The sequence below is a fragment of the Bacillus sp. URHA0034 genome (assembly GCF_056280405.1).
In genome coordinates this window covers 3,129,477-3,152,733 of record NZ_JBWCDK010000002.1, presented here as the reverse complement: position 1 = coordinate 3,152,733, position 23,257 = coordinate 3,129,477, and the positions used below count along the sequence as shown (strand labels likewise).

The following is a 23,257-nucleotide window of genomic DNA, read 5'->3' as shown; positions in this document are numbered from 1 at the left end:
GCGATTTTCCGCCACGTATCAGCGAAAACCTCAATGATATCACCGATTCCCGGCCTTTCGATAAATCTTTTCCTGAGAGTTAAATTCCTCATATTTCAGACTCTTAGGAACAAACAAAAGCGACTCTTTACTGCCAAAACCGACAAAGCCTCCGTCAGCCAAACTGCTATGAATCAAATGATGTACCTGCTGCTGCAGCTCATTATCAAAATAAATCATCACATTCCGGCATAAAATCACGTGAAATTCATTAAAGGAGCCGTCCGTCACCAGGTTATGCTGTGCGAAAAATAAGTTCTCCTCGAAAGTAGGATTGAAATAGGCAAATTGATGGTCGGTCGTATAATATTCAGAAAAGGCCATCTTCCCACCTGCTTTCAGGTAGTTTTTTGTATATTGCTGCATTTTCTTCAAGGGGAAGGCCCCCTTTTGGGCAGCAAGAAGTGCCTTTTCATTCATATCAGTCGCATAGATTTTCGTCTTTTTGGCGAGACCTTCCTCCATCATCAAGATCGCCATCGAGTAAACTTCCTCACCTGTCGCACACCCGGCGTGCCAGATCCGAATCTCAGGAAGGTCTCTCAGGAGCGGTACGACTTGGCTGCGAAAGGCCGCAAAGAAACTGGGGTCGCGGTACATTTCTGTCATCCGAATCGACAAGTCATTTAACAATCGCTCCAAATACCCTTTCTCGTGCAGTACTTTTTCCAAGAGGGCGGTAATCGTTGGTAACCGCTCTGTTTTCATCCGGTTTAAAATCCTTCTTCTTAATGAAGCACGCACATATCCTCTGAAGTCGTATCCATACATTTGAAAAAGTCCTTCTAGCAGCAAATTGATTTCCACTTCCTGCAATTCGTTCATTTCTGTATCTTCTGTGTCTATCCATAATTCAGGCGTCTTGTTGTCGTTCAATCTTGGTTCACCTGCTCTGTCAGCCATACCCGCATTAACGAGAATAGCTGATCGATATTCAATGGTTTCATAATATAATCAGAGGCACCGGCCTCCATACACTTGTCCCGTTCGCCTTTCATGGCCTTCGCGGTCAATGCGATAATCGGCAGATTGTGCATTCCCAGGTCTTCCCGGATGATTTTCATTGCCTCATAGCCACCCATGACCGGCATCATGATGTCCATAAAAACAAGGTCAAAGCGGCCGCGTTCCTGCAGCATTTCTAACGCCTGCTTTCCGTGTTCAGCCACCTGTACGTTCACACCCTTCCGCTCTAAGGCGGTAACCAGTGCAAACACATTGCGGCCGTCATCTTCAACTAGCAGGACTCTTTTCCCTTTAAATAAATGCTCATCGGGACATTCTTCTTCGGCTAGGGCAGGTTGTTGATCTTCACTTACCCATGCCGATTCCTCCGATAATTCGATTTCACTAGCCGTTGCAGCTTCCTCTATCGCCAACTGCATATCGGTCGCGATATATTCTTCTGCTTCCAATCGGCTCGGTATAAACAAAGTAAACGTGCTGCCTTTTTCCGGCTCGCTTTGAACCTCAAGTGTGCCGCCAAGCAATCGAGTAAATTCACGGCAAATCGATAAGCCAAGACCCGTACCGCCATATTGCCGATTTGTCGTCCCGTCCACTTGTTGGAAGGCATCAAAAATGATTTGCTGCTTTTCCTGTGGAATGCCAATTCCTGTATCTGTTACAGAGATGGCAAGGACAGGTTCGCGCGTTTGTTTATTGAGTAATTTGCCTGCTTTTTCAGGAGGGGCCAGCTCAATTTGCAGCGTGACGCTGCCCTGTTCCGTAAATTTAAAGGCATTCGATAAAAGGTTCTTCAATATTTGCTGCAATCTTTGCCCGTCCGTTGAGATAACGGGTGGTATATTAGGATCCATTTTGATGTCGAACTGTAGATTCTTTTTCGCTGCCATCGGGTTGAATAGATTGCGCATCGTCTGCGGAATCTCAGTGACATTAACTTCATCTGTTAAAATTTCAATTTTTCCTGCTTCGATTTTCGATAAATCAAGGATATCATCAATCAGCCGCAGCAAGTCAGCGCCAGAGGTATTCACAACCTTCGCGTATTCGGCCACTTCCGTATGGTCCATTTCTGTATTATTTTCCATCAGCATTTGCGACAGGATCAGAATACTGTTTAATGGTGTGCGCAGCTCATGTGACATGTTCGAAAGGAAATCGGTTTTGTATTGTGAACTCATTTTTAATTTCAATGAATAATCTTCTAGCTCGTCCTTCGCTTTTTTAAGTTCGAAGGCACGTTGTTCAGCATATTCCTTCTGCTCTTCCAAATAATCATTGGAGAGCCGCAATTGTTCTTGCTGCATTTGTAATTCTTCCGATTGTGCCTGTAGTTCTTCTGACTGTGCTTGTAATTCTTCGGTAAGGACCTGGGATTCCGCCAGGAGCCTTTCTACTTCCATTCGTCCGCTTACGGTTGAAATCGAAGAGCCAAATTTATCTTGGATCAAATCGAGTAAGGTCAGATGCTGAGCTTGAAACGGCTCGAGTGCCGCCAGCTCGACGACTGCTTCTACTCGATCATCAAACAAGATCGGGGCAATTAATAGATTACGCGGGTTCGAAGCCCCTAACCCGGTTGTTATTTTAAAATGATTATCTGGAATTTGTTCGATTAGAAAAATTCTTTTATCAACGGCCGCTTGACCAATGACTCCTTCACCTAAGCGAAATTTAGTCTTGACGAGGTCATCATCGGCGACGGCATAACCGGCCACTTTTACAAAGTCCACTTCGCCCCCTTGCTCGCGGCGTAGATAGACGACCCCATAAGCTGCCCCAACTAATGGAGCAAGTTTGCTAATAAAGATCTTGGTAAGCTCATTGATATCAGTTATCCCTTGATATAAGGTGGAAATGTCGGTTAGACTTTTTTGCACCCAGTTATGCTTTTCGAGACTGTTAAGCAAGTGGTTCATTGCCTCAGCAAGTTCCCGGGTCTCGTCTCTTGTTTTTACTTCTAAACGTGTGGTCAGGTCGACATCTGAATTTTCTTCGGTTATATCTTTGATTGTTCTTACTACCTGTTTAATCGTTTTAACGATGGCGTTAGAAAGAACAACCGAGATGACAATGGTAACTGCTGATACTACAATAATAATTCCATATAAAATTAATTTTAAATTATTCGTATGCTCATTAAGTTGATTAATGCGTCCTGTTGTCAATTTCTTTTCCGTTGCCAGAAAGGATTGAAACTGCGTCCGCAGTTGATCCGTAAGCTTCTTGCCTTTGTTTTCCGCGAAATGTTCATTTAAAAGGCGTGTATTATTGCTCTTTTTTTCATTTATGACAGATTCACCGGAAGTTTCGATCCAGTTAACGATTAACGGTTTTATTTCTTCCAAATTCCGCTGCTGACTGCGGCTGTCTAGCAGGGAATGGAGATTATTGTAATTATCCAGCCAGCTTCGATTTCCTTGATTATAGGGATCCAGATACTCCTCATCCCCCGTTATCACATAACCTCTCATGCCCGTTTCCATGTCGAGCACATTTTTTTGAATCTGATTGGCCAGATCGTGTATTTCGATATCGTGATTGGCTACATAGTTTACCTCTTTTTGCAAATCTGTCATTCTATTAATTACTGTTAGTAGTGACAGTACCAAGCAAAGTAAGATCGATAAGTAACCGACGATAATTTTTGCATGGATGTTGAAGTTCAAGCCCTTTATGGTAACCGCCCCCTCAATGAATATACTCTTATTTTAACCTGTGAAAATGCAGGTTTCATTGGTTTAAATAATTTTGATACTATAGTAATAGTTTTAATTCCAGTTCATTTATCCTACTTCTATTACCCTCTTTTCTGCCTTTTGAAACCTCTTTTTTTAAAAATTTTTATCGTTTCAATTGGGTGTTTGCCGGGTATTCAATTATTAGCATGACTAATTTGGAGGTATGATAAAATGGCGAAAACAAAAGAAAAGGTTCAAGTAACAGAGGTTCTCAACCAGCAAGTGGCTAACTTTTCGGTTCTCTATATGAAGCTTCATCATTATCACTGGTATGTAAAGGGAGAAAACTTTTTTAGCCTTCATGTTAAATTTCAAGAGTTGTACACGGAGGCCGCGCTGCATCTGGACACGATTGCAGAGAGGATGCTGTCACTAGGTGAGGCACCAACGGCCACGCTTAAGGAACAGTTAGAGCTTTCGTCGATTAAGGAAGCGACAGGGGATGAAACCACAGGGGAGATGGTTCAGACGCTGGCTGATGATTTTGACAAGGTCTGCGGTGAACTTACTGAAGGGATTACCGTTGCCGAGGAGAAGGACGATCAGCCGACGGCGGATATGTTTATTGCGATTCGGACGTCCTTGGAGAAGCATGGCTGGATGTTCAAGGCTTATCTAGCAGAGTAGACTGATTCGGGTGCCAGTTTTAATGCTGGCACCTTTTATTTTTTTGCTGGTGTTTGTCCGGGGCAAGGGGGAATTTTTCGTAATGCTCGTTTTACTCTTTTTCCCCACGGGCACGGGCTCTATCGACCTCCCAGAATGCTATCCTACTCTTTTTTCCACGCCCATAGGCTCTATCAACTTCTCATAGAGCCCGTCGTCCTTCTCTTTTTCCCCACACATGGGCACTAACAACCTTTCAGAATACCCTCCCTATTCTCTTCCTATTGCGCACCGGCACTATCAATCTCTGAAAGTGCCTACCCTTACCATGTTCCCCTCTACACTGGTACTATCGCTTCCTCACCTTGCCCGTCCGAATCATTTTTTCCCGACCACGGGCACTATCGACCCCACTTGTTGAAACCATCACCAAACACATATCATCCTTCGCATCCTGCAGCATCTCAGAACTCAACTGCAGCCGTTCAAACAGCTCCTTCGGTTCCTCCATCGCCTGCTCACTTAAACTGTGAATCAATTTTTCGATTGCAGCCTCATATTCCGCTTCAAGTCCCTCCGACAGACCATCCGTAAACAGCAAAATTCGGGCTCCCTTTTTATAGGGAATAACCCCTTTGGTTACCTCAATCTCCTCAAAAAAACCAAGCGGACAGCAGCCACTCGTCATCAACTGCACTTCGTCATCAACAACGGCAATGCCAGCCGGGTGGCCCGCATTTACGTATTCAATCGTCTGCTCTGCTGTATCTAGTACAAAATAAATCGCCGTAAAATAATAGTTTTCTAGACTATCCGGCATCTGGAGCTGATTCATCCTTCGATTTAATTCCATTATTACGGCTTCAGGATCGCCTATCCCTGTAATCGCATCCTTTAATGTCGAATATATGTACATACAAACGAGTGAAGACGAAATCCCATGGCCCATCATATCAAGCAAAATGACCCCATAGCGGCCCGGGCTGATTGGATACCAGGCATACAGGTCTCCTGCGAGTTCAAAAGAAGGCCTGTAGACCGCCGAAATAGCCACATCGTCCTTTTGGATCGGCTCACTTAGCATGCTCAGTTGGACCTGCTTGGCTAGGTCCAACTCATGCTGAATCCGTTTATCCCGCTCCTTTCGTAAATCCTTTTCATACTTTAACCGAAGAACAGAGCGAATCCGTGCCAGCAGCTCGACTTTATTAATTGGTTTCATCACATAATCTAGCGCGCCGGCATCCATAGCCTCCGCCATCTTATAAGAATCCCCCATTGCCGTTACAATAATAATCGGCAAATCCTCGTACCGCTCATCGGCAAGAATTGTCCGGCAGGCTTCTAGTCCATCAATCTCAGGCATCATCAAGTCCATTAGGATTAAATCAACAGGAACTTCCACAGAGTCTGTACCTGAACCAGAAGCATCAAGCTGCAGATAATCATATAATTCTCTGGCAGATGACAACAACACTAATTGATCATAGCCCGCCTTCTGCAGGATTTTCTCAATAATCATTAGATTAGTTATGTTATCATCCACAATGACAATATTCATAAACATATCCCCTTTGAAAAAGGTGCCTGTCCCCCACCCTTGTTAGAACATTAACCCGAGTGGGTGACAGGCACCTTTACTTCTATTTACACAGTGTTTAATCCTTGATAGGAATCACGTGCGAGTTCCTTGCGGAGCTTTTCGATCGCCTTTTTTTGCAAGCGGGAGACATGCATTTGCGAGATTCCCAGTTGTTCACCCGTTTCTTTTTGGCTTTTATTTTCCACAAACGTGCAATGAATAATTTCCTTTTCTCGCTCTGATAAAACATGCAGCGCGCTTTGGAGCAATAGTTTTCGGTCTACTTTTTCAAAACCATCATCAGGGGAACCGAGTATATCTAAAGCGGTGACCACATTTCCCTCTGAACCGGTTTCAATCGGCAGGTCGACAGAAGCAGTTTGGTAGCTTTTCCCCATTTCCATTGCTTCCAGAACTTCCTCTTCCGATAACTCCATGTACTCAGCAATCTCTTGGATTTTGGGAGAACGCTGGTATTTATTAGTCAGCTCGTCCACGACGGTTTTAATCTTTGGCCAAACTTCCTTCACTCGTCTCGGGACATGGACGCTCCATGTTTTATCACGTAAAAACCGTTTGATTTCTCCGATGACCGTCGGAATTAAAAAGGATTCAAAGGACTTCCCGGCACCTTTGTCATACCTTCTGATTGCGGCTAATAAGCCAATCATTCCGACTTGCATGATGTCTTCATGAAATTCTCGTCCTTTTGAATATTTTCGGGCAAGGCTCCCAACTAGGGCGGTATAATGTTCGACTAAAATGGTTTGGGCTAAGGGGTTCTCCTTTTGTTGAAATTCCAGAATCAGAGCGTCGATTTCTTCCTTAGTTCGCTTCACGAGTTGTGGCTGCTGTCCCATTATTTTCACGCTCCCCACTTAGATACTTCGCCATGAAGACCGTTACACCGGAATGATTCAAAACACGGACCTCGTCCATCAGTGTTTCGATCAAAAACAGACCTAACCCTCCCTCTGAAAGTTGTTCAACCGTACTTGATTCCGTATAAGGGCCTAGTTCGTTTCTGGTCTGAATAAAATTAAAGCTCTTTCCGCTATCAGCTACCATAATTTCTAACTTGTCCTCATAAATGCCGAACCCTAAGGTGACTTCGCCGCCTTCCTCTGTGGAGTATGCATGCTGGACCGCATTTGTTGTCGCTTCACTGACAGCAATTTTAATATCCTCAATCTCCTCATATGTATAACCCATGCGGCTGGCAATCCCTGATAACGTTAATCTAATTACACCGACATAATCTGGTTTTGCTGGAATCTTCATTTCAATATAGTCCATCACTTGTTTCATCGTCCCCCACCCTTTAATTTGCTGAAATATTCATAATGTTGCCTAGACCTGTAATCTCAAAAAGCCGTTTTAGTCGATCAGATAACTCAACCAGTCTTAATTCTCCACCATTTTCCTTGAGCTTCTTAAATAAGCCGACAAACACACCAAGACCCGTACTATCTAAATAGGAAACGTCCTTAAGATTAATACTGATGATTCTATTTTCCCCTTCAGCGAGCGGCAATAACTCCTCTCTAAGGTTTGGTGCTGTAAAAGCATCAATTTCTCCTGCTAGCATCACGGTTACTTCTTCGTTTTGCTGATGTACATCTATACTTAGATTCATTCCATCATCACCTCAAGATATTTATTTTGTATATAACCACATTTTAAACACTCTAAACCTACTTTTTCAAAAAAATTTTGGAAGCAGAGGGACGGTTCTCATGCTTCCGAAGCATGAGAACCGTCCCTCTGCTTCGCTTTTGCTTCTCTACCATTATACCCAACAATACTAATCTATCGAATAGTCCTTGTGACCCAGCCCTAATGGTATAGTTTAAAATTCCAGTAAGAGGGTATACAAAAGCTACCACAGCTGGAAGGAGGAGGAAATTATGGATGAGCTGAATAAATTAAAAACAAAGTTGAAAGTCGAAACGGAGAAAAATGGTTCGATGGCGCAGAACTTTGATGAAGTAAAAAGACTTGGCAAGCAAATGACGAAAGCCAAAACGGGTACTGAGCTGAAAGAGGAAAGGGGTTTAACTCCAGATCCGCTTCAATAGATAGAGGTAACGGCCATTTCTTTGGGCCGTTATTTTTTTGCCGGATATATATAGATGAAAAGGCTTGCACCACTAGTTAGGTGCAAGCCTTATTTATAGTAAGCTTCGATTCCCATGAATCCGGTTTTTAGATTTGTTTATCAAGCGGATCATCTTGAGCATAGCGCTGATAAAATTCATCTACCTGCTTTTCAGGATGGGGATCTCCATTGTTTCTTTCTACGTCATCTTGTGTTTGAAAGTCGCGCCCATCGCTCTTGGCGATGTTATAACCAGACAGGTGCTGTCCTTGTTCTTGACGGTCCCGCTGATCATTTTGCGAAGCCCTCTCATGATTGGCTTGCCCATAAGGGTCACTGTTTTCTGAACCCTGAATATCCCTTGATTGTCCAATTTGCCTAAACTGTTCTTGATGTTCTTGATTCTCCTGCTGCGAACCTTGCCGATCCATAAACGGAAGATCATCGTCTCGATGACCATTCCTTTGCTGCAGGTTGTTCTCGCTGTTCATCGAATTTTGCTCGTTTTCCTTCTGCTTGTAAAGGGTGTCGTCATCTTTAATGCCTGCTTCATCCAACGTGTTCGTTTTAGTATAATTCGTAGTCATCGTTATTTCCTCCTTTTTTCCAAGACTGCTGTTTTTCATCCCTAGTCATTCAACAGGGTTTACCGAACAAGCAACCACATATTTCTACCACCCTCTTCCGTTTACTAGAATCTTCATTCAGGTTAGCTTTTTGCTAGCCTTGTTAGTGTAGTACCACTTCAGCTTCGTCCTCAAACCATTTATTTAAAAAAGGACCCTTTCTTTTTCCCCTTTAACAGGTCGCCTGTCCAGCCTTTATTTTTAATAAAATAATACAAAAGGGCTGTTGAAATGATGATCATAACAATCGAGAAAATATAGCCGTAGCGCCAGTTGAGTTCCGGCATATACTTAAAATTCATGCCCCATAACGACCCATAGGCCATTATCGGTGTAAAAATCGTCGTCATCACCGTTAAGGTTTTCATAATTTCATTTCCGCGATGAGAGGAAATCACCTCTTCTAAATTAATCAGCGAGTCAAGCTCATGTTCATACTCATTGAGCAGGACCTTGGCCCGCTCAATCCGTTTGCTCGTACACGAAAAAAATTCTCCTTCCATAATGTCAGGGAAATTGACTTCGTCGATAGCCATTTTTACTTCATTGATTGGAATTAACAGGTTTTTGCAGACTAACAGTTCATGCCGGCGTTTATAGACAAGTTCAAGGATCCCAATTTCGTTTCTTTTTCTCACATTCCAGATCAGTGTTTTAAGGGTTTCCTCAAACTGATCAATCTCCACCAGCATTCCATTCATCAGTTCTCCGAGAAAAAGTAAAAAACCTTCAACGGCATTATTCGTCCGCGCTAATTGGCGGTTAAGGTTGTCTCGATCCAGCGAGGTGATTTCAAGGTCAACGGTTATTAATTGATTGGTTGTTAAAAAGAAATGAAAAATTTTATAATCGGTTTCGTCTGTATAACTTTGTTGAAAAATGAGGGAACCGTTGATGACTTTTTCGCCATTCGCTAAGCTGGTTACGCGCAAACTATTGGCTTTATCTTTTCCAACCTGCCTCAGCCAAACAGTCATAACAGGATCCTCATTATTGGATGGGGGGAGTTGGATGATCTTCTCGCTGTTCCACTCTAACCACTTCCACTTGTTTGCACCAATATATTTTTCCAAAAGAATCCCTCCTCATTAGACCTTATCCCCGCTTATGTGTTCATTTAAACGTTTAATCCTTCATCCATATGGGTATTTATTAATTAAAATAGATTGTTCAAATCTTAAGGAGGTAATTTAGATGAAACGTGTCTTAAGTATGAGCTCACTATTAGCTGTTGGAGTTGGTGCCTCGGCTGCACTGTGGCTAAGCAATAAGCCCAATCGGATCAAGGCAGAAACAATATTAAGAGATTGGAAGCGAAAAATTCTGCCAACTGTCTATCAAAAAAGTGAAGAGCTTCCGATTCATAAAGGCGGTCACCCGCTTCCACATGATGTAGAAGATAACAAAATGGTCGACGAAGGTGCGATGTACTCGGTTCAATTTTATAATGAGAAATTACAGTAACGGCAACAGGTTGGGGCTTCGAGCAGCCCCAACCATTTTTGTGAGGTGCTAGCAATGAATTTACTATTTTTGTTCATCTACCTGGTGATTATTCTTGCTGTCATTGAGATCTTTGTGATTTTATTTCGCTTAACGGGGTTGAAAGTGGAGGTCTCGAGGTTTCAGGTGATTTCGCTGATGACGGGAACCGGCTTTACAACCGGGGAATCGGAGCTGATCTTGGGGCACCCGATACGCCGAAAACTGGCGATCTTTCTTATTTTGTTCGGTGCGTTTTCCCTCGCTGTGATTGTTTCATCGATTAGCCAATTTTTATCAGAAGGCCTGCGGGCACAGGAAATCTTTTTCAGTGCAGGCGCTGTTATTGTGGTTTTTGGAGTGTTAAAAATAGCAAGCGTTCGGCGGGTCCTGGCTGGTTTTTTCAATCGAGAAATGAAGCAGAATATTGAACTGGCGGATCTGCCTGTCCGCGATGTTTTTTTGAAAAATAAAGAGGATCTGCTGCTCAATCTTTCTATTTATGAAACCTCTTCGCTTGTACACCAAACGTTTCAGGAAGCGGTCCGGAACCACGAAGAGCTGGAACTGGTTGTTTTGTTTATTCAGCGCGGCGACATTAAGATTCGCACGCATCTCTATCAAACAAGGCTTCACGAAGGAGATCAGCTGTTGATATATGGGGTCAAGGAGGTCATCCTGAAGGTGTTTCATGAGGATATTTCGATTATGAAGGAGTTCCAAAAGGATCTTGAACTGCCAGTGAATCATATGCCTTAATTAAAGAAGGTGTCCCCAAAGTTTAACTTTTAGGGCCACCTTCTTTTTTAGTCTGTTGATTTCCGCTCCAGGCGCGAGCGGTTCGTGTGCGGAACGGGAAGCCTCCTCTGCCCCGTACTCCCGCTACAATCAACAGAGTGTGCAAAAATTATTCATTAATCACCTTTTGGGTCTGGCTTTTTTTCACTTCTACGTATTTAATATGGTATCCCTCCGACTCTATCACCTTAAATTCATAGCCCTCTGCCTCTACCACCGCATCGATGGCAACCCGTGGCGACCTTTTGGTTAAAAACCAGCCGCCCAGCGTATCGATGCCTTCCGCACTTAACTCAATATCCAATAATTCATTTACGTTTTGAATAGCTACCTTCGCATCAATAATATAGTGGCTCCCCGCCGTAATAGTCCGAACCGCGGGAACCTCATCCCCATCAAATTCGTCTCTTACCTCACCGACGATTTCTTCAATAATATCTTCCACCGTTACCAGCCCAGAAGTACCGCCATATTCATCAAGCAATATCGCCATATGGGTTCGTTCCTTTTGCATCAGCAACAATAAATTCCGAATCGGGATCGTTTCAATCGCGGTAATCACAGGCTGAAGATGGGATTCAAGTTTCCATTCTTGGAGAGAGCTTTTAGTCATAAACCGTTGAGTTAACAACATTTTTACGTTCAACATCCCAAGTACATGATCCTTATCCCCATCAACCACAGGATAACGAGTGAATTTCTCACTGTGAAGCTTCTCGGCAATCTCTTCCATCGTATCGCCCACCGATATGCAGCACATTTCTGTCCGCGGCACCATGATTTCTTTTGCGACCCGTTCATCAAACTCAAAGATATTGTTCACATAGCGCCATTCATTCCGATTAATCTCACCACTCTTATAGCTTTCCGACAAGAGGATGCGCAGTTCTTCTTCCGAGTGGGCCATCTCATGCTCTGAAGCCGGCTTTAGACCAAAAATACCGACAAGCAGACGGGCCGAATGGTTTAACAGCCAAATAAACGGAAACATGAGTTTATAAAACCAGATAATTGGTTTAGCGAACCCAAGTGTAATTTGCTCCGCCTTTTGGATGGCGAAGGTTTTGGGCGCCAATTCCCCCGCCACGACATGAATAAAGGTAACAACGACAAACGCCAGCGTAAACGATAAGAAATGGGTAACCGTTTCATTTAACCGAAATGCGGCCAGGACGGGATGAAACAGCCTCTGCACCGTTGGTTCCCCTAGCCACCCAAGTCCTAAGGCCGTCACGGTGATTCCGAGCTGGCAAGCCGATAGGTACTCATCGAGGTGTGTAACCACTCTGTTTGCGGCCGCGGCCCGCTGCTCTCCTTCCGCCATCAGTTGGTCGATCCTTGAGGTTCTTACTTTGACGATGGCGAACTCAATCGCCACGAAAAACCCAGTTAAGACAATTAAAAGGATAATGGTCAATATGTTCAACCACAGCATTAAGGAATCCCCCCTCAAAAAATAACAATCCGGAATCCCGCTGGATTCCGGATTGCCATGGTCTATTATTGATTATTTTTTCCCAAGCTTATTATCTAGTTTTTCTAAATATTTAGCGGCAAATGCTTTTCCGCCTAGACCAAAGGCCAGACCGAAGGCCAGCGCCAACCCGCCTAGAACGAGAATGAAGGCGGCATTTACAATGGAGTGTGCGACACCTAGCTGGTCTAATGCCATAAAGATCGTAATCGCGAAAATCGTATATTTGGCGATCGCTGCCAGGGTGCGCGAGGAATTATTTTTAATAACATTTTGTAAAATACGTTCGATTAAATGACCAACATATAGCCCTACACCTAAAATTAAAATCGCAGCTAATAACATTGGCAGATAAGCAATTACCCCTGTTGCCAGCGTTACTAAGAAGTCTAAATGAACAATTTGTAAGGCTTCGACCGCAAATAGTAACACGACGACAATTTTAACAAGCAGCCCGACTATTTGTGATAGGGTGAACTTTGAACCTTCCGGTGTTAATGTACCAATGCCAATCTGGTGAAAGATGCTGTCAAATCGTAAACGCCAGAGCATTTGAACGACCATTTTTTCAATCCACTTTCCAAGCCAGATACCTACTAACATAAGAATGATTGCAACCACAACATTAGGAATTAACGTCAAGATGTGATTTAACATCGCAATTGCAGGTTCAGAGATTCCTTTCAAATCCAGCTTTTCCAAAGCCGTAATGATCGTTGGGATTAAGATGAAGATAAAGACAATATTCCCGATCATCGTTGATAGATTCGTATCTTCCTGATTTTTCATGATGCCAAAACGCTGACCTAACGAATCAGCTCCTAAGCTTTTTAAGAAGTTCGTTAAAATATCGCGGACTAGTTTCGCAATCACCCAGCCGATCAAGACAATCAATGCGGCCGCAAATAATTTAGGAATAAACGCAACCATGGAAGTTAGGGCATGAGTAAATGGACCAGAGATTCCATCGATTTGCAATGCTCCTAATACGGCAGGTAAAAATAATAACAGAACAAAATAGAAGACACCCTGGGCAATTCGATCAACACCATTTTGGGCTTCGACTGGGTTTTCTGCCATTTTCCATTTAACCAATCGTGAGTCTAACTGCAGCATTGCAGCGCCTTTTTTGAAAAGCATGCGCAGCAGGTAGGCAACCACCCAAGCGAATAATAGAATAAGAGCCGCTTTTAATAGATGTGGAATTGCCCCTGTTATCGTTGACACCATGCTAACAAGCGGTTGGGCAATCATGCTTAAGCTCAACATGTTAAAAAAGATAATCCAAACAACTACCAATAACGCATAGTAAACAATTTTTCCAATGATCGTTTCAGATGAATACTTTCTACCATTTCCAAAGCTTGAAAACAACCTGTCATCGATCCTTGTTTTCTTTAATAGTGACGTCACAGCTTTTCCTATCCCTTTTGCGATTAGCCAGCCTATTAATAAGACCAGAAGTGCAAATAGCAGGTGAGGAATCTGATCAGTGTATATGTACCAGCCAGCTATCATATCTTTTACGTTCATCAACATCGCTCCTTTTCATATCTCATGCTTGTTTGCTAGGTGATATACCCGGTCTCTTTCATTTCAAACATCCTAGAAAATAGGTTTCGCGGGCAGTTTCGCTGGGAATATACTTTAGCAATTGAATAACAAAAGGAGGAGAAACGATGAGTAAAAAGGCATTGTTAGCTGGTGGAATGGCAGCGTTACTGACTTTTGGCGGTTTAGCCGGGTGCGGTGATGGGGTCGACCAGGATAATGGTATTAGTGATGGCCAGCAAAAAGATGCGGTCGATAACCATACTAAGAACACATCTAACGACTCCCTCGAGCAGGCAAAAGAGAATATCAAGGATATCCAGAAGGATGTAGAAACTAAATTAAAAGAAAAAGGGGTCGGTGATGGCGTCGATCAAGATAATGGCATTACCGATGGTCAAAAGAAAGATCAGCTAGACAACCTCTAGGTTTGAGGCAAATTCAGATAGGGTACTAATTTTATAGAGCAAAATAGATAAAGGAGGAAATTCAGATGAATAAAGATAAAGTTAAAGGCGGATTTGATCAGGTAAAAGGGGAAGCAAAGGAACAATGGGGAAAGGCAACCGATGACCATTCTACTGAAACGGATGGTAAATTTGATAAAGTGAAAGGGAAAGTAAAGGAAGGGATTGGGGAAGTAAAAGAAAAATTGTCGGAGGATTAAAGAGAACGGTTTAGCTTTATAGCGCAAAAAGAAGAGGCTCCCCCAGCCTCTTCTTTTTCTATGTTTACCCCTATATTTGACCACATATCCCGATCAGCCGCCTTCCCCAAAGCGGCCAACTGGATCGATTTCCTATTTCCCCGGGAAATAATCTCCCTGGATAAGCCAAGGTTCAGACCCTGCTCCCCGAGTTTCTTTTTCAAAAATTACTGCAGGTTGTTCAAGAAGTCGAGTGCAATATTTGGCGCGATTCCAAATAAGACTGACCCCACGACGGCAACTAATAATACAACGACGATTCCGAAACGGATATTCAATTTACGCTCGTCCGCGGCCGGGCGGAAGAACATTTGCGTCATGATGCCGAAATAGTAGAAGTACGAAACGACGGTTGTTGCAATCATGATCGAGGCCAGCACATAGTGTGGTGTGCCGTAAAAAGCCCCGACAAAGATATTTAATTTTCCGATGAATCCAGCTGTACCTGGAAAACCTGCCAAAGAAACAAGCAGTATTCCCATGATGACGGCGAGAACCGGTGAACGGCGGTAAAGACCCGCGAAATCAGCAATCTTACTTGATCCGGACTGTTCCGTGATCAGCTGAATGACCGCAAAAGCGCCAAGGTTCATTAACATATAGGCAAGCAGGTAGAACCAGATCGAAAATAGCATGTTCGAGCTCATACTCGTTAAGGCGACCAGTATATACCCAGCGTGGGCGATACTGGAGTAGGCGAACAAGCGCTTAATATCTGTCTGCCTTAACGCCACAACATTTCCGACAATCATGGTAACTGCAGCGATCACCGCGAGGTAATCCTGCATTTTAAACAGGATCCCTTCGCCGTTTGCCCCTGTTGGTGCCGCATTGTAAAAGACGGCAATCAAGAGGCGAATCACAATGACAAATCCGGCTGATTTTGAAACGACACTTAGGAAGGCCGTAACCGGTGTCGGTGCTCCTTGGTAAACATCCGGTGCCCACATATGGAACGGAGCAGCCGCTAATTTAAACGATAAACCTACAAAAATGATTAAGAATGACAGCCCGAGCAGGTACGCATGCTGGGCATCTGTCACGGCAGACAGTGTCTGGGCAATGTCGAACAGGTTCGTTGTTCCTGTTAATCCATACACATAGCTCATCCCAAACAAGGTGATTGCGGTTGAAATCCCGCCATTGATGACGTATTTCATCGCCGACTCATTTGATTTTATATTGTGCTTGCGGATGCCCGCTAGGATATAGGAAGAAACAGTTAACAATTCCAGTCCAATGAATAACGTAATTAAATCACCGCTAGAGGTCATTACCATTGCACCGAGCAAGGCGGTTAAGAATAAGTAATAAAACTCGCCGCGGTAGGTTTCCATCCCTTCCTTTGCCTCGTAGCTGACAGCAAGGAACATGACGAGCCCTGAACCGACAAGCAGGATTAACTTAAAGGCTTTGCCAAAGGAATCCAACGTGAAGCTGTCATCCAAAATCGATGTCGCTCCCGTATTGAGTAGCGATACAACCGATACAATGGCGGCTAAAATGCCAAGGATTCCAATCCAGCCAAGGAAGCGGCGGTCTTGTTTTTTCGGTAGAAATAAATCGATTAATGTCAATGCTGCTGCCACACCGAGGATGATGAACTCTGGTGTCATGACACTCCAGTTAAATGATTTCAATGTCGTTAAATCCATTCTTCATCACCCTCCTAACCCTAACATGATGGTTTCTAGTGTTGTTTGCAGCGGAGAACTTAGAACACTTGGATAAACCCCAATTAACACAATTAAAGCCATTAGTACCACAACCGGTACAAATTCGACACCTTTTAAGTCAATCACACCACCGAACTCACGATGCGCCTTACCGTAGGTGATTCCTAAGACAGCGCGCAATACGTACGCGGCAGTCAAGATAATCCCAATCGTTCCGACAGCGGCAAGCCATGGTATTTCTTTGAAAAGCCCTAGGAAGGCCATAAATTCACTAACAAAGCCGGACATGCCTGGAAGTCCCAGTGAGGCCATCCCGCCTGCCAGTAAGAAACCAGCCGCAAGCGGCATCCCCTTCGCCATTCCGCCCAGGTTCTCAAGAAGTGATGTATCAGTACGCTCGTACAGGATGCCGACGATGAAGAACAATAACGCCGAAATTAACCCGTGCGAGATTACTTGAAAAATCGCTCCCTGTACCCCAGCCGTATTCATCGCCGCAAGGCCGATCAACACGATGCCCATGTGGGAAATCGACGAATAAGCGAGAACCATTTTAAAATCTGTTTGGATGAAGGCTAGGAACGCTCCGTAAAGAAGGTTGATTACACCCAGGACAGCAATCAGTGTCGCAAGGGTATCAAACTGCTTAGGGAAAATCCCCAATCCAAAACGGATTAATCCGTAAGCCCCAATTTTTAATAGAATCCCAGAGTGAATCATAACGACTGCTGGCGGTGCCTGTACGTGCACCTTTAACATCCAGCTGTGTAATGGGAAGATTGGTAACTTGACACCGAAGGCAATTAATAGACCGATGAATAGGCCCATTTTCAAGTCACCGGACAGCGGTGCACTTGGGTCTGCCATCATTTGTCTCAGCATCTCGATGTTGGTAGTACCTGTTTTCGCAAACAAAATCATAATCACAATCAGGAGGACAGCAGAGCCTAACCCGTTGTAAATTAAGAAACTGTATGCCGCTTTTTCTTTTTCAAAATAACCCCATTTTCCGATTAAAAAGAACGTTGGGATAAGGGTAATTTCGAAAAAGATGAAAAATAGGATTAAGTTCTCAGCGGTAAATACCCCGAGCATTCCTATTTCTAACAGAAGAAAGAGCATGAAAAAGCCTTTCGATTCCTTTTTGACAAACCGTACCGCGGCAATTGCTGCGAGGCTCGCCACTACGGCGGTTAACACGACAAGCAGAAGCTGAAAACCGCTTAAGCCCAGCTCATAGTTGACCGCGAAGTAGGGCTCTTCCGTATTCATACCGCGGAAATGAATCCACTCTTTGGCCACGTTAAAGTCTGCCAGATTTTTGCCCCATTGAAAATGGAGATAGCAAGCAAGCGCCAAGAATAGCGCTGGCAGCGTCGCTAAAAAACCAACGATTTTGATTGGTTTTTCAACTGATTTTGGCATGATTGCCAAGACAATGATACCGAGTATTGGGGAGAATACTAGGATTGAAAGAACTGCTGATAAATTCATCGTAAGTACCCCCCTGTAAATGCAAAGATGACGACGAGCAGTGCGAGACCGATAAAGGCGACGGCCCCATAGGTCTGTACCTGTCCGGATTGCAGCTTGGAGCCAGCCCTGCCGAGTCCTTGGACAATCCCGACCACGCCTTTGACAAGTCCTTCCACAACGAAGACATCAATGAATCGTAAGAAGTAGCTGAGTGCTTTAGACGCCGCGACAACGGTATATTGATAGAACTCGTCAACGTAATACTTATTAAATAAGATACTGTGTAAAGTGTCCCCTGTGCCGCTTAACCAGTTGCGGGCAATGGAACGCTTATAGTACATCAAGTAGGCCAAATAGATTCCTGCTAATGAAACGAGCGTTGCTGCGATCATGATCCAGACAGGACCTTCCGTATGGGCATGGCGGGCAAGTGTTTCATTGCCGTCCACCAGCCAATCGCCAAGGAACGTACCGAACCATGGTGTGTTCAAATACCCCGCGACGACTGCGAGTACACCAAGGATCATCATCGGCATCGTCATATTAGCTGGCGACTCGTGCACATGTGCTTGATCGCCGCGCGCTTCGCCGGTAAAAACTAGGAAGAACAAACGGAACATATAGAATGCCGTCATGAATGCAGCAATGAGCGCAAGCAAGAACAGGATTGGATGTCCGCCTTCCCATGCAGCAGCTAAAATTTCATCTTTTGAAAAGAAACCGGATAATAACGGCACTCCGCTGATCGCGAGTGTTCCGATTAAGAATAACGGCCCGGTCAGCTTTAATTTTTTCCAAAGTCCGCCCATTTCCTCAATGTTTTGCGTGTGAACTGCATGAATGACCGAACCTGCTGCTAAGAACAGCAAAGCCTTAAAGAAGGCATGGGTCATTAAGTGGAATACACCTGCCACATAGCCGGCAGAGCCGAGAGCTAACATCATGTAGCCAAGCTGTGAGACCGTTGAGTAGGCAAGCACTCGTTTGATATCGGTTTGCACTAACCCAATGCTTGCCGCAAAAATGGCGGTAAACGCTCCAATGACGGCAATCGTAAGCAGTGCGGTTGGGCTTGCTAAGAACAATGGGAATAGTGCTGCGACTAAATATACACCAGCGGCAACCATGGTAGCAGCGTGGATTAAAGCCGAAACCGGTGTCGGACCTTCCATTGCATCTGGAAGCCAAGTATGAAGCGGGAACTGACCGGATTTTCCGACGGCCCCGATAAAAATTAAAATCGCAATTAAGGTAATCATAGATGTTGGAATGGCGCCTGTTTCAACTGAATGAAAAATAACGCTGTATTCAAAGCTTTTCGTTTCCCAGAAAAGAAGAATCATCCCGATAAACAGACCGACATCACCGATCCGAGTCATGATGAATGCCTTTTTGGCAGCCGCTTTCGCTTCTTCTTTGTAAAAATAAAATCCGATTAATAAGAAGGAACCAACACCAACTAGCTCCCAGAAAATATAGGTTTGCAGCAGGTTTGGTGAAATCACCAGCCCCAGCATCGCAAAGGTAAATAATCCTAAATAGGCATAGAATACTGAGAAGCGCTCGTCGCCATGCATGTACCCTTTCGAGTACGTATGTACCAAGAAACTTACGAGCGAAACGATTACCAGCATTAATGCATTTAATTGATTGACTTCGAAGCCCGCTGTAAGATGCAGATCTCCTATTGTGAGCCATTCAAAATTTGTCCCGTAGGTTGGCTCTGAAAAGCGCTGGAATAAGACCAAAATGGAATATATCAGCGATGCGAGCGTGAAGAGAATCCCCACATATGCGCTCGCGTCCTTCAGCCGCTTACCGAATAGAAGAAGGATCAAAAACGATAATAGCGGGAAAAGCGGGATAAGCCATGCATTTTCCAATATTATCAACCCCTTGGATGGTAATGAGTGACCATCCGAATTTTGTCGATTCCGCTTCGGGCGTTCCGTGCTTGTGACGGCCCGAAGTATGATCGAATACGCTCAGGACCCGTGTGTTTGTTACTTCCTGAGGATGCCTGAGTCTTTTTAATGTTTCATTGTGTCCATTTCGTCGATGTCGACGGTTTTCTTGTTGCGATAGAGGGCAATTAGAATTGCCAGACCTACCGCTGCCTCTGCTGCTGCCACACTGATGGCAAACAAGGCAAAGATTTGTCCTGTAATCGACGGTGCCATGCCATATTTGCTGAAGGTTACCAGATTAATATTAACAGCGTTCAGCATGAGCTCAATTGAGATTAGAACGATTACGGTATTTTTCTTTGTCAATGCACCGTATAAGCCGATGCAAAATAAAATTAGTGCCAAGGCCAGGAAGGCTGAAGCGGGAACTGAACTCATTCCTCATCCGCCTCCTTCTTCTTATCATTTTTCGCTAAGACAATCGAACCGACTAGAGCCACTAAAAGCAATACAGATGTTAACTCAAACGGAATAATATATTTTGAGTAGAGCGCCTGCCCAATCTGCAACGTGTTATTTTCATGGAGCTTGGTCGGAACCTGTTCAATATTGAAATTATAGATGCCAATGTAAACCGCAAAGGCAAAGCCGAGCACGCCAAGAAACAAGAGAAACTTTCGTAATCTGCCTGTTTTCGGTTCACTGTCATCGTTATGCCTCGTTAACATGATGCCGAACAGCATAATGATTGTGATCGCCCCTGAATAGATTAAGATTTGCACTGCCGCGATAAACTCCGCGGAAAGCAGTACGTAAATCCCGGCGATGGCCACGAACGTGAAGATCAGGGCCACAACCATATGGATAACTTTATTAAGATTTAACAGCAGTACGCCGCCGATAATCGCAACGAGTGCGAGTCCCATAAATGCGACGAATTCGCCTGAGAATGTCATGGTTTATTCACCTGCCGTACGTTTTCGTCGTTTTCATCCAGCCATTCCAGATTTTTAAATAACATGTCGCGGCTGTATGCAGCGAGCTCGAAGTTATTCGTCATGACGATTGCTTCCGTTGGGCATACCTCTGTGCACAAGTCACATAGGATACAGATTTCGAAGTTAATATCATATGTGTCGATGATCTTCCCCTTTTTCGTTGGGTCCGGATGCTTCTTACCTGTTAAATCAATACAATCTGTCGGGCAAATATTCATGCACTGATTGCAGACAATACACTTTTCCGGATAGAACTTTTGGATGCCGCGAAAGCGGTCCGGCAGTGGAAGCGGCTTATTCGGATAATCATACGTAACCTTCTCGCGCGATAATTGCTTCAGGGTATATTTCAAGCCTTTAAATACTCCAAGCACGTTTTTCACCCCTTTTGACAGTTTAAATATTGTTATTGGTGTCAGGCACCATTAGAAAAATAGTGATTTGATGATGGCGGTTAGGAAGATGTTGGCTAATGCGATTGGCAATAGGACTTTCCAGCCGAATTCCATCAATCTGTCGACACGGAAACGCGGCAGCGTACTCCGGATCCAAAAATAGATGAAGACTACTAAACAGAATTTAAGTGCAAACCATACTGCTCCAGGAATGAAGCTAAGGAATGCAAATGGCGCCAGCCAGCCGCCTAGGAAAATGACGGTAATCAGTGTCGACATCCCAAATACATACACATACTCGGAAAGCATGAAGAACGCCCAGCGGAATCCAGCGTATTCCACGAAGTAGCCGGCAACCAGTTCGTTTTCCGACTCTGGTAAGTCAAACGGTGTCCGGTTTAATTCCGCAATCGAAGCGATAAAAAAGACAATAAAGCCAATTGGCTGCAAGAGAATAAACCAGCCATGCTTTTGCTGCAGTACGATATCATTTAAGTTTAAACTTCCTGCTAACAGGATAACCCCTAATACCGACATGACGAGCGGGATTTCATAAGAAATCATTTGGGCCGCCGCACGCATGCCACCTAAGAGGGCGTACTTGTTATTCGAGGCCCAGCCGCCGAGCAGCATCCCAAAAACCGTTAAGCCAGAAATGGCAATGTAATAAAGCAAGCCGACTCCGATATCGGCAAATTGAAACTTGTCGGTAAACGGTAACGTTGCGAGCACCATGAATGACGGTGCAAAGGCAATAATCGGCGCCAAAATAAATAATGGCCGATCTGCTGCTTTCGGAATTACATCTTCTTTTAATAAAAGCTTTAATACGTCTGCAACAGTTTGCAATAATCCCCAGCGGCCGCCCAATTGGTTAGGGCCGTGACGCAATTGCATATATCCCATTACTTTTCTCTCGGCTAAGATTCCGTAGGTAACGAAACCTAAAACGACTAGCAGCAAGATGACACCGAGTAAAAAGAAAATTCCAAAGTTTGCCCAGCCAGGGCTTGATTGGAGCAAATCTTGAATCATTAGCCGTCAACCTCCCCAAGGACAATATCCACTGCTCCTAAAATGGCTATCAAGTTTGCAATATTTTCGCCTACTAGTAATTTCGGAAGAATTTGTAGATTATAGAATGATGGTCTCCTAAACTTTAAGCGGTACGGTTCCTTCTTCCCGTCACTGTAAATATAGCAGCCAATCTCCCCGCGGGGTGATTCAATTCGGACAAACCCTTCCCCTTTTGGTACTTTAATGATTTTGGGAACCTTGGCAAGAATGTCCCCTTCAGCAGGGAATTGTTCCACAGCCTGCTCAACGATTTTCAGCGATTCAGTAATCTCCTCAAGCCGTAAGTGGTAGCGCGCTAAGCAGTCCCCGTCCTCTGATGTTGGAACATCAAAGTCAAAGCGATCATAAATCGAATATGGCTCATCTTTACGAAGATCCCACTTTACCCCTGTGCTGCGAAGATTCGGTCCGCTGAGCGAGTATTGAAGGGCTTCTTCTTTCGTGTACTTGCCAACACCTTTTACCCGATCCAAAAAGATTTCATTTCCGGAAACAAGGTCGTGGTAGCCTTTCAACTGCTCGCGCATATATGGAACAAAATCTCTTACCGTTTCAATCCAGCCCTCAGGAGCATCCCATTTCACACCGCCGACACGCATGTAATTGAAGGTCAAACGGGCACCTGATAACTCGTTTAGCATATTGATAATCATTTCACGATCGCGGAAGGCATAAATAAATGGACTTGTCGCCCCAAGGTCAAGGACATACGTTCCCCAGGCAACAAGGTGACTGGCAATCCGCCCTAACTCCATCGCAAGTACGCGCAGGTATTCCGCACGGTCAGGCACCTGGATTCCCATCATCGTTTCAACCGCATGACAGATGACGTAATTATTGGTCATCGCCGAGAGGTAGTCCATCCGGTCGGTATAAGGAATAATCTGTGTATATTGCAGGTTCTCGGCTAATTTTTCCGTTCCACGGTGTAAATAACCGATGACAGGCCTTGCTTCTGTGATGATTTCCCCATCAATTTTAACTACAAGGCGGAATACTCCGTGCGTACTTGGGTGCTGGGGACCGACATTTAGCAGCATTTCTTCTGTTCTAATCATT

25 protein-coding genes are annotated in these 23,257 nt (G+C 44.2%); 7 read left to right on the top strand and 18 right to left on the bottom strand.

Annotated elements, in window-relative coordinates; genetic code table 11:
* Positions 1 to 39: 39 nt before the first annotated feature.
* Together ACZ9EE_RS17225 and ACZ9EE_RS17220 are read right to left on the bottom strand one after the other, a co-directional pair.
* Entirely contained in the window at positions 40 to 864 is an 825-nt protein-coding gene (locus ACZ9EE_RS17225; RefSeq protein ID WP_476032990.1) for a CheR family methyltransferase, read from the bottom strand.
* A gap of 47 nt (positions 865 to 911) precedes the next feature.
* Positions 912 to 3,674 (bottom strand): CHASE3 domain-containing protein, encoded by a 2,763-nt coding sequence (locus tag ACZ9EE_RS17220; RefSeq protein ID WP_476028888.1) that lies wholly within the window; start codon positions 3,672 to 3,674, stop codon positions 912 to 914.
* Here ACZ9EE_RS17220 and ACZ9EE_RS17215 point away from each other — a divergent pair.
* Together ACZ9EE_RS17215 and ACZ9EE_RS17210 are read left to right on the top strand one after the other, a co-directional pair.
* Positions 3,657 to 3,896, top strand: coding sequence for a hypothetical protein (locus tag ACZ9EE_RS17215; RefSeq protein WP_476028886.1), 240 nt, complete (start codon positions 3,657 to 3,659; stop codon positions 3,894 to 3,896). The genes ACZ9EE_RS17220 and ACZ9EE_RS17215 overlap by 18 nt on opposite strands.
* Before the next feature lie 21 nt (positions 3,897 to 3,917).
* Positions 3,918 to 4,373, top strand: coding sequence for a Dps family protein (locus ACZ9EE_RS17210; protein WP_476028884.1), 456 nt, complete (start codon positions 3,918 to 3,920; stop codon positions 4,371 to 4,373).
* A gap of 328 nt (positions 4,374 to 4,701) precedes the next feature.
* Here the strand turns inward: ACZ9EE_RS17210 and ACZ9EE_RS17205 are convergent, their stop codons facing one another.
* From ACZ9EE_RS17205 to ACZ9EE_RS17190, 4 genes are all read right to left on the bottom strand, one after another.
* On the bottom strand, positions 4,702 to 5,913 hold the full coding sequence (locus tag ACZ9EE_RS17205) for a PP2C family protein-serine/threonine phosphatase (RefSeq protein WP_476028882.1): 1,212 nt from the start codon (positions 5,911 to 5,913) through the stop codon (positions 4,702 to 4,704).
* 86 nt (positions 5,914 to 5,999) lie between these two features.
* Entirely contained in the window at positions 6,000 to 6,794 is a 795-nt protein-coding gene (gene sigB, locus ACZ9EE_RS17200) for an RNA polymerase sigma factor SigB (RefSeq protein ID WP_476028880.1), read from the bottom strand.
* Entirely contained in the window at positions 6,760 to 7,242 is a 483-nt protein-coding gene (gene rsbW, locus ACZ9EE_RS17195) for an anti-sigma B factor RsbW (protein ID WP_476028878.1), read from the bottom strand. The genes sigB and rsbW overlap by 35 nt, the downstream gene beginning before the upstream one ends.
* Positions 7,243 to 7,255: 13 nt before the next feature.
* Positions 7,256 to 7,570, bottom strand: coding sequence for an anti-sigma factor antagonist (locus ACZ9EE_RS17190; RefSeq protein ID WP_476028876.1), 315 nt, complete (start codon positions 7,568 to 7,570; stop codon positions 7,256 to 7,258).
* 271 nt (positions 7,571 to 7,841) lie between these two features.
* Between ACZ9EE_RS17190 and ACZ9EE_RS17185 the strand changes: the two genes are divergently transcribed.
* Positions 7,842 to 8,012 carry a hypothetical protein gene (locus ACZ9EE_RS17185; protein ID WP_476028874.1) on the top strand — a complete coding sequence of 57 codons (171 nt, stop codon included), beginning with the start codon at positions 7,842 to 7,844 and terminating at the stop codon, positions 8,010 to 8,012.
* Between the two features lie 127 nt (positions 8,013 to 8,139).
* Here ACZ9EE_RS17185 and ACZ9EE_RS17180 read toward each other — a convergent pair whose 3' ends face one another.
* Both ACZ9EE_RS17180 and ACZ9EE_RS17175 read right to left on the bottom strand, forming a co-directional pair.
* On the bottom strand, positions 8,140 to 8,619 hold the full coding sequence (locus ACZ9EE_RS17180) for a hypothetical protein (RefSeq protein WP_476028872.1): 480 nt from the start codon (positions 8,617 to 8,619) through the stop codon (positions 8,140 to 8,142).
* Between the two features lie 179 nt (positions 8,620 to 8,798).
* A complete protein-coding gene (locus ACZ9EE_RS17175) occupies positions 8,799 to 9,731 on the bottom strand; it encodes a magnesium transporter CorA family protein (protein ID WP_476028871.1) in 933 nt (310 codons plus the stop codon).
* Between the two features lie 121 nt (positions 9,732 to 9,852).
* Between ACZ9EE_RS17175 and ACZ9EE_RS17170 the strand changes: the two genes are divergently transcribed.
* A complete protein-coding gene (locus tag ACZ9EE_RS17170; RefSeq protein ID WP_476028869.1) occupies positions 9,853 to 10,122 on the top strand; it encodes a hypothetical protein in 270 nt (89 codons plus the stop codon).
* Positions 10,123 to 10,176: 54 nt separating this feature from the next.
* Positions 10,177 to 10,899, top strand: a complete 723-nt coding sequence (locus tag ACZ9EE_RS17165; protein ID WP_476028867.1) for a TrkA C-terminal domain-containing protein — start codon at positions 10,177 to 10,179, stop codon at positions 10,897 to 10,899.
* A 148-nt stretch (positions 10,900 to 11,047) separates the two neighbouring features.
* Here ACZ9EE_RS17165 and ACZ9EE_RS17160 read toward each other — a convergent pair whose 3' ends face one another.
* On the bottom strand, positions 11,048 to 12,373 hold the full coding sequence (locus ACZ9EE_RS17160; RefSeq protein ID WP_476028865.1) for a hemolysin family protein: 1,326 nt from the start codon (positions 12,371 to 12,373) through the stop codon (positions 11,048 to 11,050).
* Between the two features lie 72 nt (positions 12,374 to 12,445).
* Positions 12,446 to 13,945, bottom strand: a complete 1,500-nt coding sequence (locus ACZ9EE_RS17155; RefSeq protein ID WP_476028863.1) for a mechanosensitive ion channel — start codon at positions 13,943 to 13,945, stop codon at positions 12,446 to 12,448.
* Positions 13,946 to 14,091: 146 nt separating this feature from the next.
* Between ACZ9EE_RS17155 and ACZ9EE_RS17150 the strand changes: the two genes are divergently transcribed.
* Entirely contained in the window at positions 14,092 to 14,391 is a 300-nt protein-coding gene (locus tag ACZ9EE_RS17150; protein WP_476028861.1) for a hypothetical protein, read from the top strand.
* A 65-nt stretch (positions 14,392 to 14,456) separates the two neighbouring features.
* Positions 14,457 to 14,630, top strand: coding sequence for a CsbD family protein (locus tag ACZ9EE_RS17145; protein ID WP_476028860.1), 174 nt, complete (start codon positions 14,457 to 14,459; stop codon positions 14,628 to 14,630).
* Positions 14,631 to 14,836: 206 nt separating this feature from the next.
* Here ACZ9EE_RS17145 and nuoN read toward each other — a convergent pair whose 3' ends face one another.
* The 8 genes from nuoN to ACZ9EE_RS17105 form a co-directional block, all read right to left on the bottom strand.
* Positions 14,837 to 16,324, bottom strand: a complete 1,488-nt coding sequence (gene nuoN / locus ACZ9EE_RS17140) for an NADH-quinone oxidoreductase subunit NuoN (protein WP_476028858.1) — start codon at positions 16,322 to 16,324, stop codon at positions 14,837 to 14,839.
* Positions 16,325 to 16,330: 6 nt separating this feature from the next.
* Positions 16,331 to 17,839, bottom strand: coding sequence for an NADH-quinone oxidoreductase subunit M (locus ACZ9EE_RS17135; RefSeq protein ID WP_476028856.1), 1,509 nt, complete (start codon positions 17,837 to 17,839; stop codon positions 16,331 to 16,333).
* Positions 17,836 to 19,707: an NADH-quinone oxidoreductase subunit L gene (gene nuoL / locus ACZ9EE_RS17130; RefSeq protein WP_476032988.1), complete on the bottom strand. Its 1,872-nt coding sequence runs from the start codon at positions 19,705 to 19,707 to the stop codon at positions 17,836 to 17,838. The genes ACZ9EE_RS17135 and nuoL overlap by 4 nt, the downstream gene beginning before the upstream one ends.
* Before the next feature lie 144 nt (positions 19,708 to 19,851).
* Positions 19,852 to 20,166, bottom strand: a complete 315-nt coding sequence (gene nuoK, locus ACZ9EE_RS17125) for an NADH-quinone oxidoreductase subunit NuoK (RefSeq protein ID WP_476028854.1) — start codon at positions 20,164 to 20,166, stop codon at positions 19,852 to 19,854.
* Positions 20,163 to 20,684 carry an NADH-quinone oxidoreductase subunit J gene (locus ACZ9EE_RS17120; protein WP_476028852.1) on the bottom strand — a complete coding sequence of 174 codons (522 nt, stop codon included), beginning with the start codon at positions 20,682 to 20,684 and terminating at the stop codon, positions 20,163 to 20,165. Before ACZ9EE_RS17120 ends, nuoK begins: the two co-directional genes overlap by 4 nt.
* Positions 20,681 to 21,100, bottom strand: coding sequence for an NADH-quinone oxidoreductase subunit NuoI (gene nuoI, locus ACZ9EE_RS17115; protein ID WP_476028850.1), 420 nt, complete (start codon positions 21,098 to 21,100; stop codon positions 20,681 to 20,683). The genes ACZ9EE_RS17120 and nuoI overlap by 4 nt, the downstream gene beginning before the upstream one ends.
* A 51-nt stretch (positions 21,101 to 21,151) precedes the next feature.
* Positions 21,152 to 22,156 carry an NADH-quinone oxidoreductase subunit NuoH gene (gene nuoH, locus ACZ9EE_RS17110; protein WP_476028849.1) on the bottom strand — a complete coding sequence of 335 codons (1,005 nt, stop codon included), beginning with the start codon at positions 22,154 to 22,156 and terminating at the stop codon, positions 21,152 to 21,154.
* Entirely contained in the window at positions 22,156 to 23,256 is a 1,101-nt protein-coding gene (locus ACZ9EE_RS17105; RefSeq protein ID WP_476028847.1) for an NADH-quinone oxidoreductase subunit D, read from the bottom strand. The genes nuoH and ACZ9EE_RS17105 overlap by 1 nt, the downstream gene beginning before the upstream one ends.
* Position 23,257: the final 1 nt, after the last annotated feature.

Coding starts and splice junctions, on each gene's coding strand:
- nuoH (WP_476028849.1), bottom strand. CDS start 22,156: ATGATTCAAGATTTGCTCCAATCAAGCCCTGGCTGGGCAAACTTTGGA.
- ACZ9EE_RS17145 (WP_476028860.1), top strand. CDS start 14,457: ATGAATAAAGATAAAGTTAAAGGCGGATTTGATCAGGTAAAAGGGGAA.
- ACZ9EE_RS17135 (WP_476028856.1), bottom strand. CDS start 17,839: ATGAATTTATCAGCAGTTCTTTCAATCCTAGTATTCTCCCCAATACTC.
- ACZ9EE_RS17120 (WP_476028852.1), bottom strand. CDS start 20,684: ATGACATTCTCAGGCGAATTCGTCGCATTTATGGGACTCGCACTCGTT.
- ACZ9EE_RS17155 (WP_476028863.1), bottom strand. CDS start 13,945: ATGAACGTAAAAGATATGATAGCTGGCTGGTACATATACACTGATCAG.
- ACZ9EE_RS17225 (WP_476032990.1), bottom strand. CDS start 864: ATGAACGAATTGCAGGAAGTGGAAATCAATTTGCTGCTAGAAGGACTT.
- ACZ9EE_RS17180 (WP_476028872.1), bottom strand. CDS start 8,619: ATGACTACGAATTATACTAAAACGAACACGTTGGATGAAGCAGGCATT.
- ACZ9EE_RS17190 (WP_476028876.1), bottom strand. CDS start 7,570: ATGAATCTAAGTATAGATGTACATCAGCAAAACGAAGAAGTAACCGTG.
- ACZ9EE_RS17150 (WP_476028861.1), top strand. CDS start 14,092: ATGAGTAAAAAGGCATTGTTAGCTGGTGGAATGGCAGCGTTACTGACT.
- nuoK (WP_476028854.1), bottom strand. CDS start 20,166: ATGAGTTCAGTTCCCGCTTCAGCCTTCCTGGCCTTGGCACTAATTTTA.
- ACZ9EE_RS17185 (WP_476028874.1), top strand. CDS start 7,842: ATGGATGAGCTGAATAAATTAAAAACAAAGTTGAAAGTCGAAACGGAG.
- ACZ9EE_RS17205 (WP_476028882.1), bottom strand. CDS start 5,913: ATGAATATTGTCATTGTGGATGATAACATAACTAATCTAATGATTATT.
- nuoN (WP_476028858.1), bottom strand. CDS start 16,324: ATGGATTTAACGACATTGAAATCATTTAACTGGAGTGTCATGACACCA.
- ACZ9EE_RS17160 (WP_476028865.1), bottom strand. CDS start 12,373: ATGCTGTGGTTGAACATATTGACCATTATCCTTTTAATTGTCTTAACT.
- rsbW (WP_476028878.1), bottom strand. CDS start 7,242: ATGAAACAAGTGATGGACTATATTGAAATGAAGATTCCAGCAAAACCA.
- ACZ9EE_RS17170 (WP_476028869.1), top strand. CDS start 9,853: ATGAAACGTGTCTTAAGTATGAGCTCACTATTAGCTGTTGGAGTTGGT.
- ACZ9EE_RS17165 (WP_476028867.1), top strand. CDS start 10,177: ATGAATTTACTATTTTTGTTCATCTACCTGGTGATTATTCTTGCTGTC.
- ACZ9EE_RS17215 (WP_476028886.1), top strand. CDS start 3,657: ATGGATGTTGAAGTTCAAGCCCTTTATGGTAACCGCCCCCTCAATGAA.
- sigB (WP_476028880.1), bottom strand. CDS start 6,794: ATGGGACAGCAGCCACAACTCGTGAAGCGAACTAAGGAAGAAATCGAC.
- ACZ9EE_RS17105 (WP_476028847.1), bottom strand. CDS start 23,256: ATGATTAGAACAGAAGAAATGCTGCTAAATGTCGGTCCCCAGCACCCA.
- ACZ9EE_RS17210 (WP_476028884.1), top strand. CDS start 3,918: ATGGCGAAAACAAAAGAAAAGGTTCAAGTAACAGAGGTTCTCAACCAG.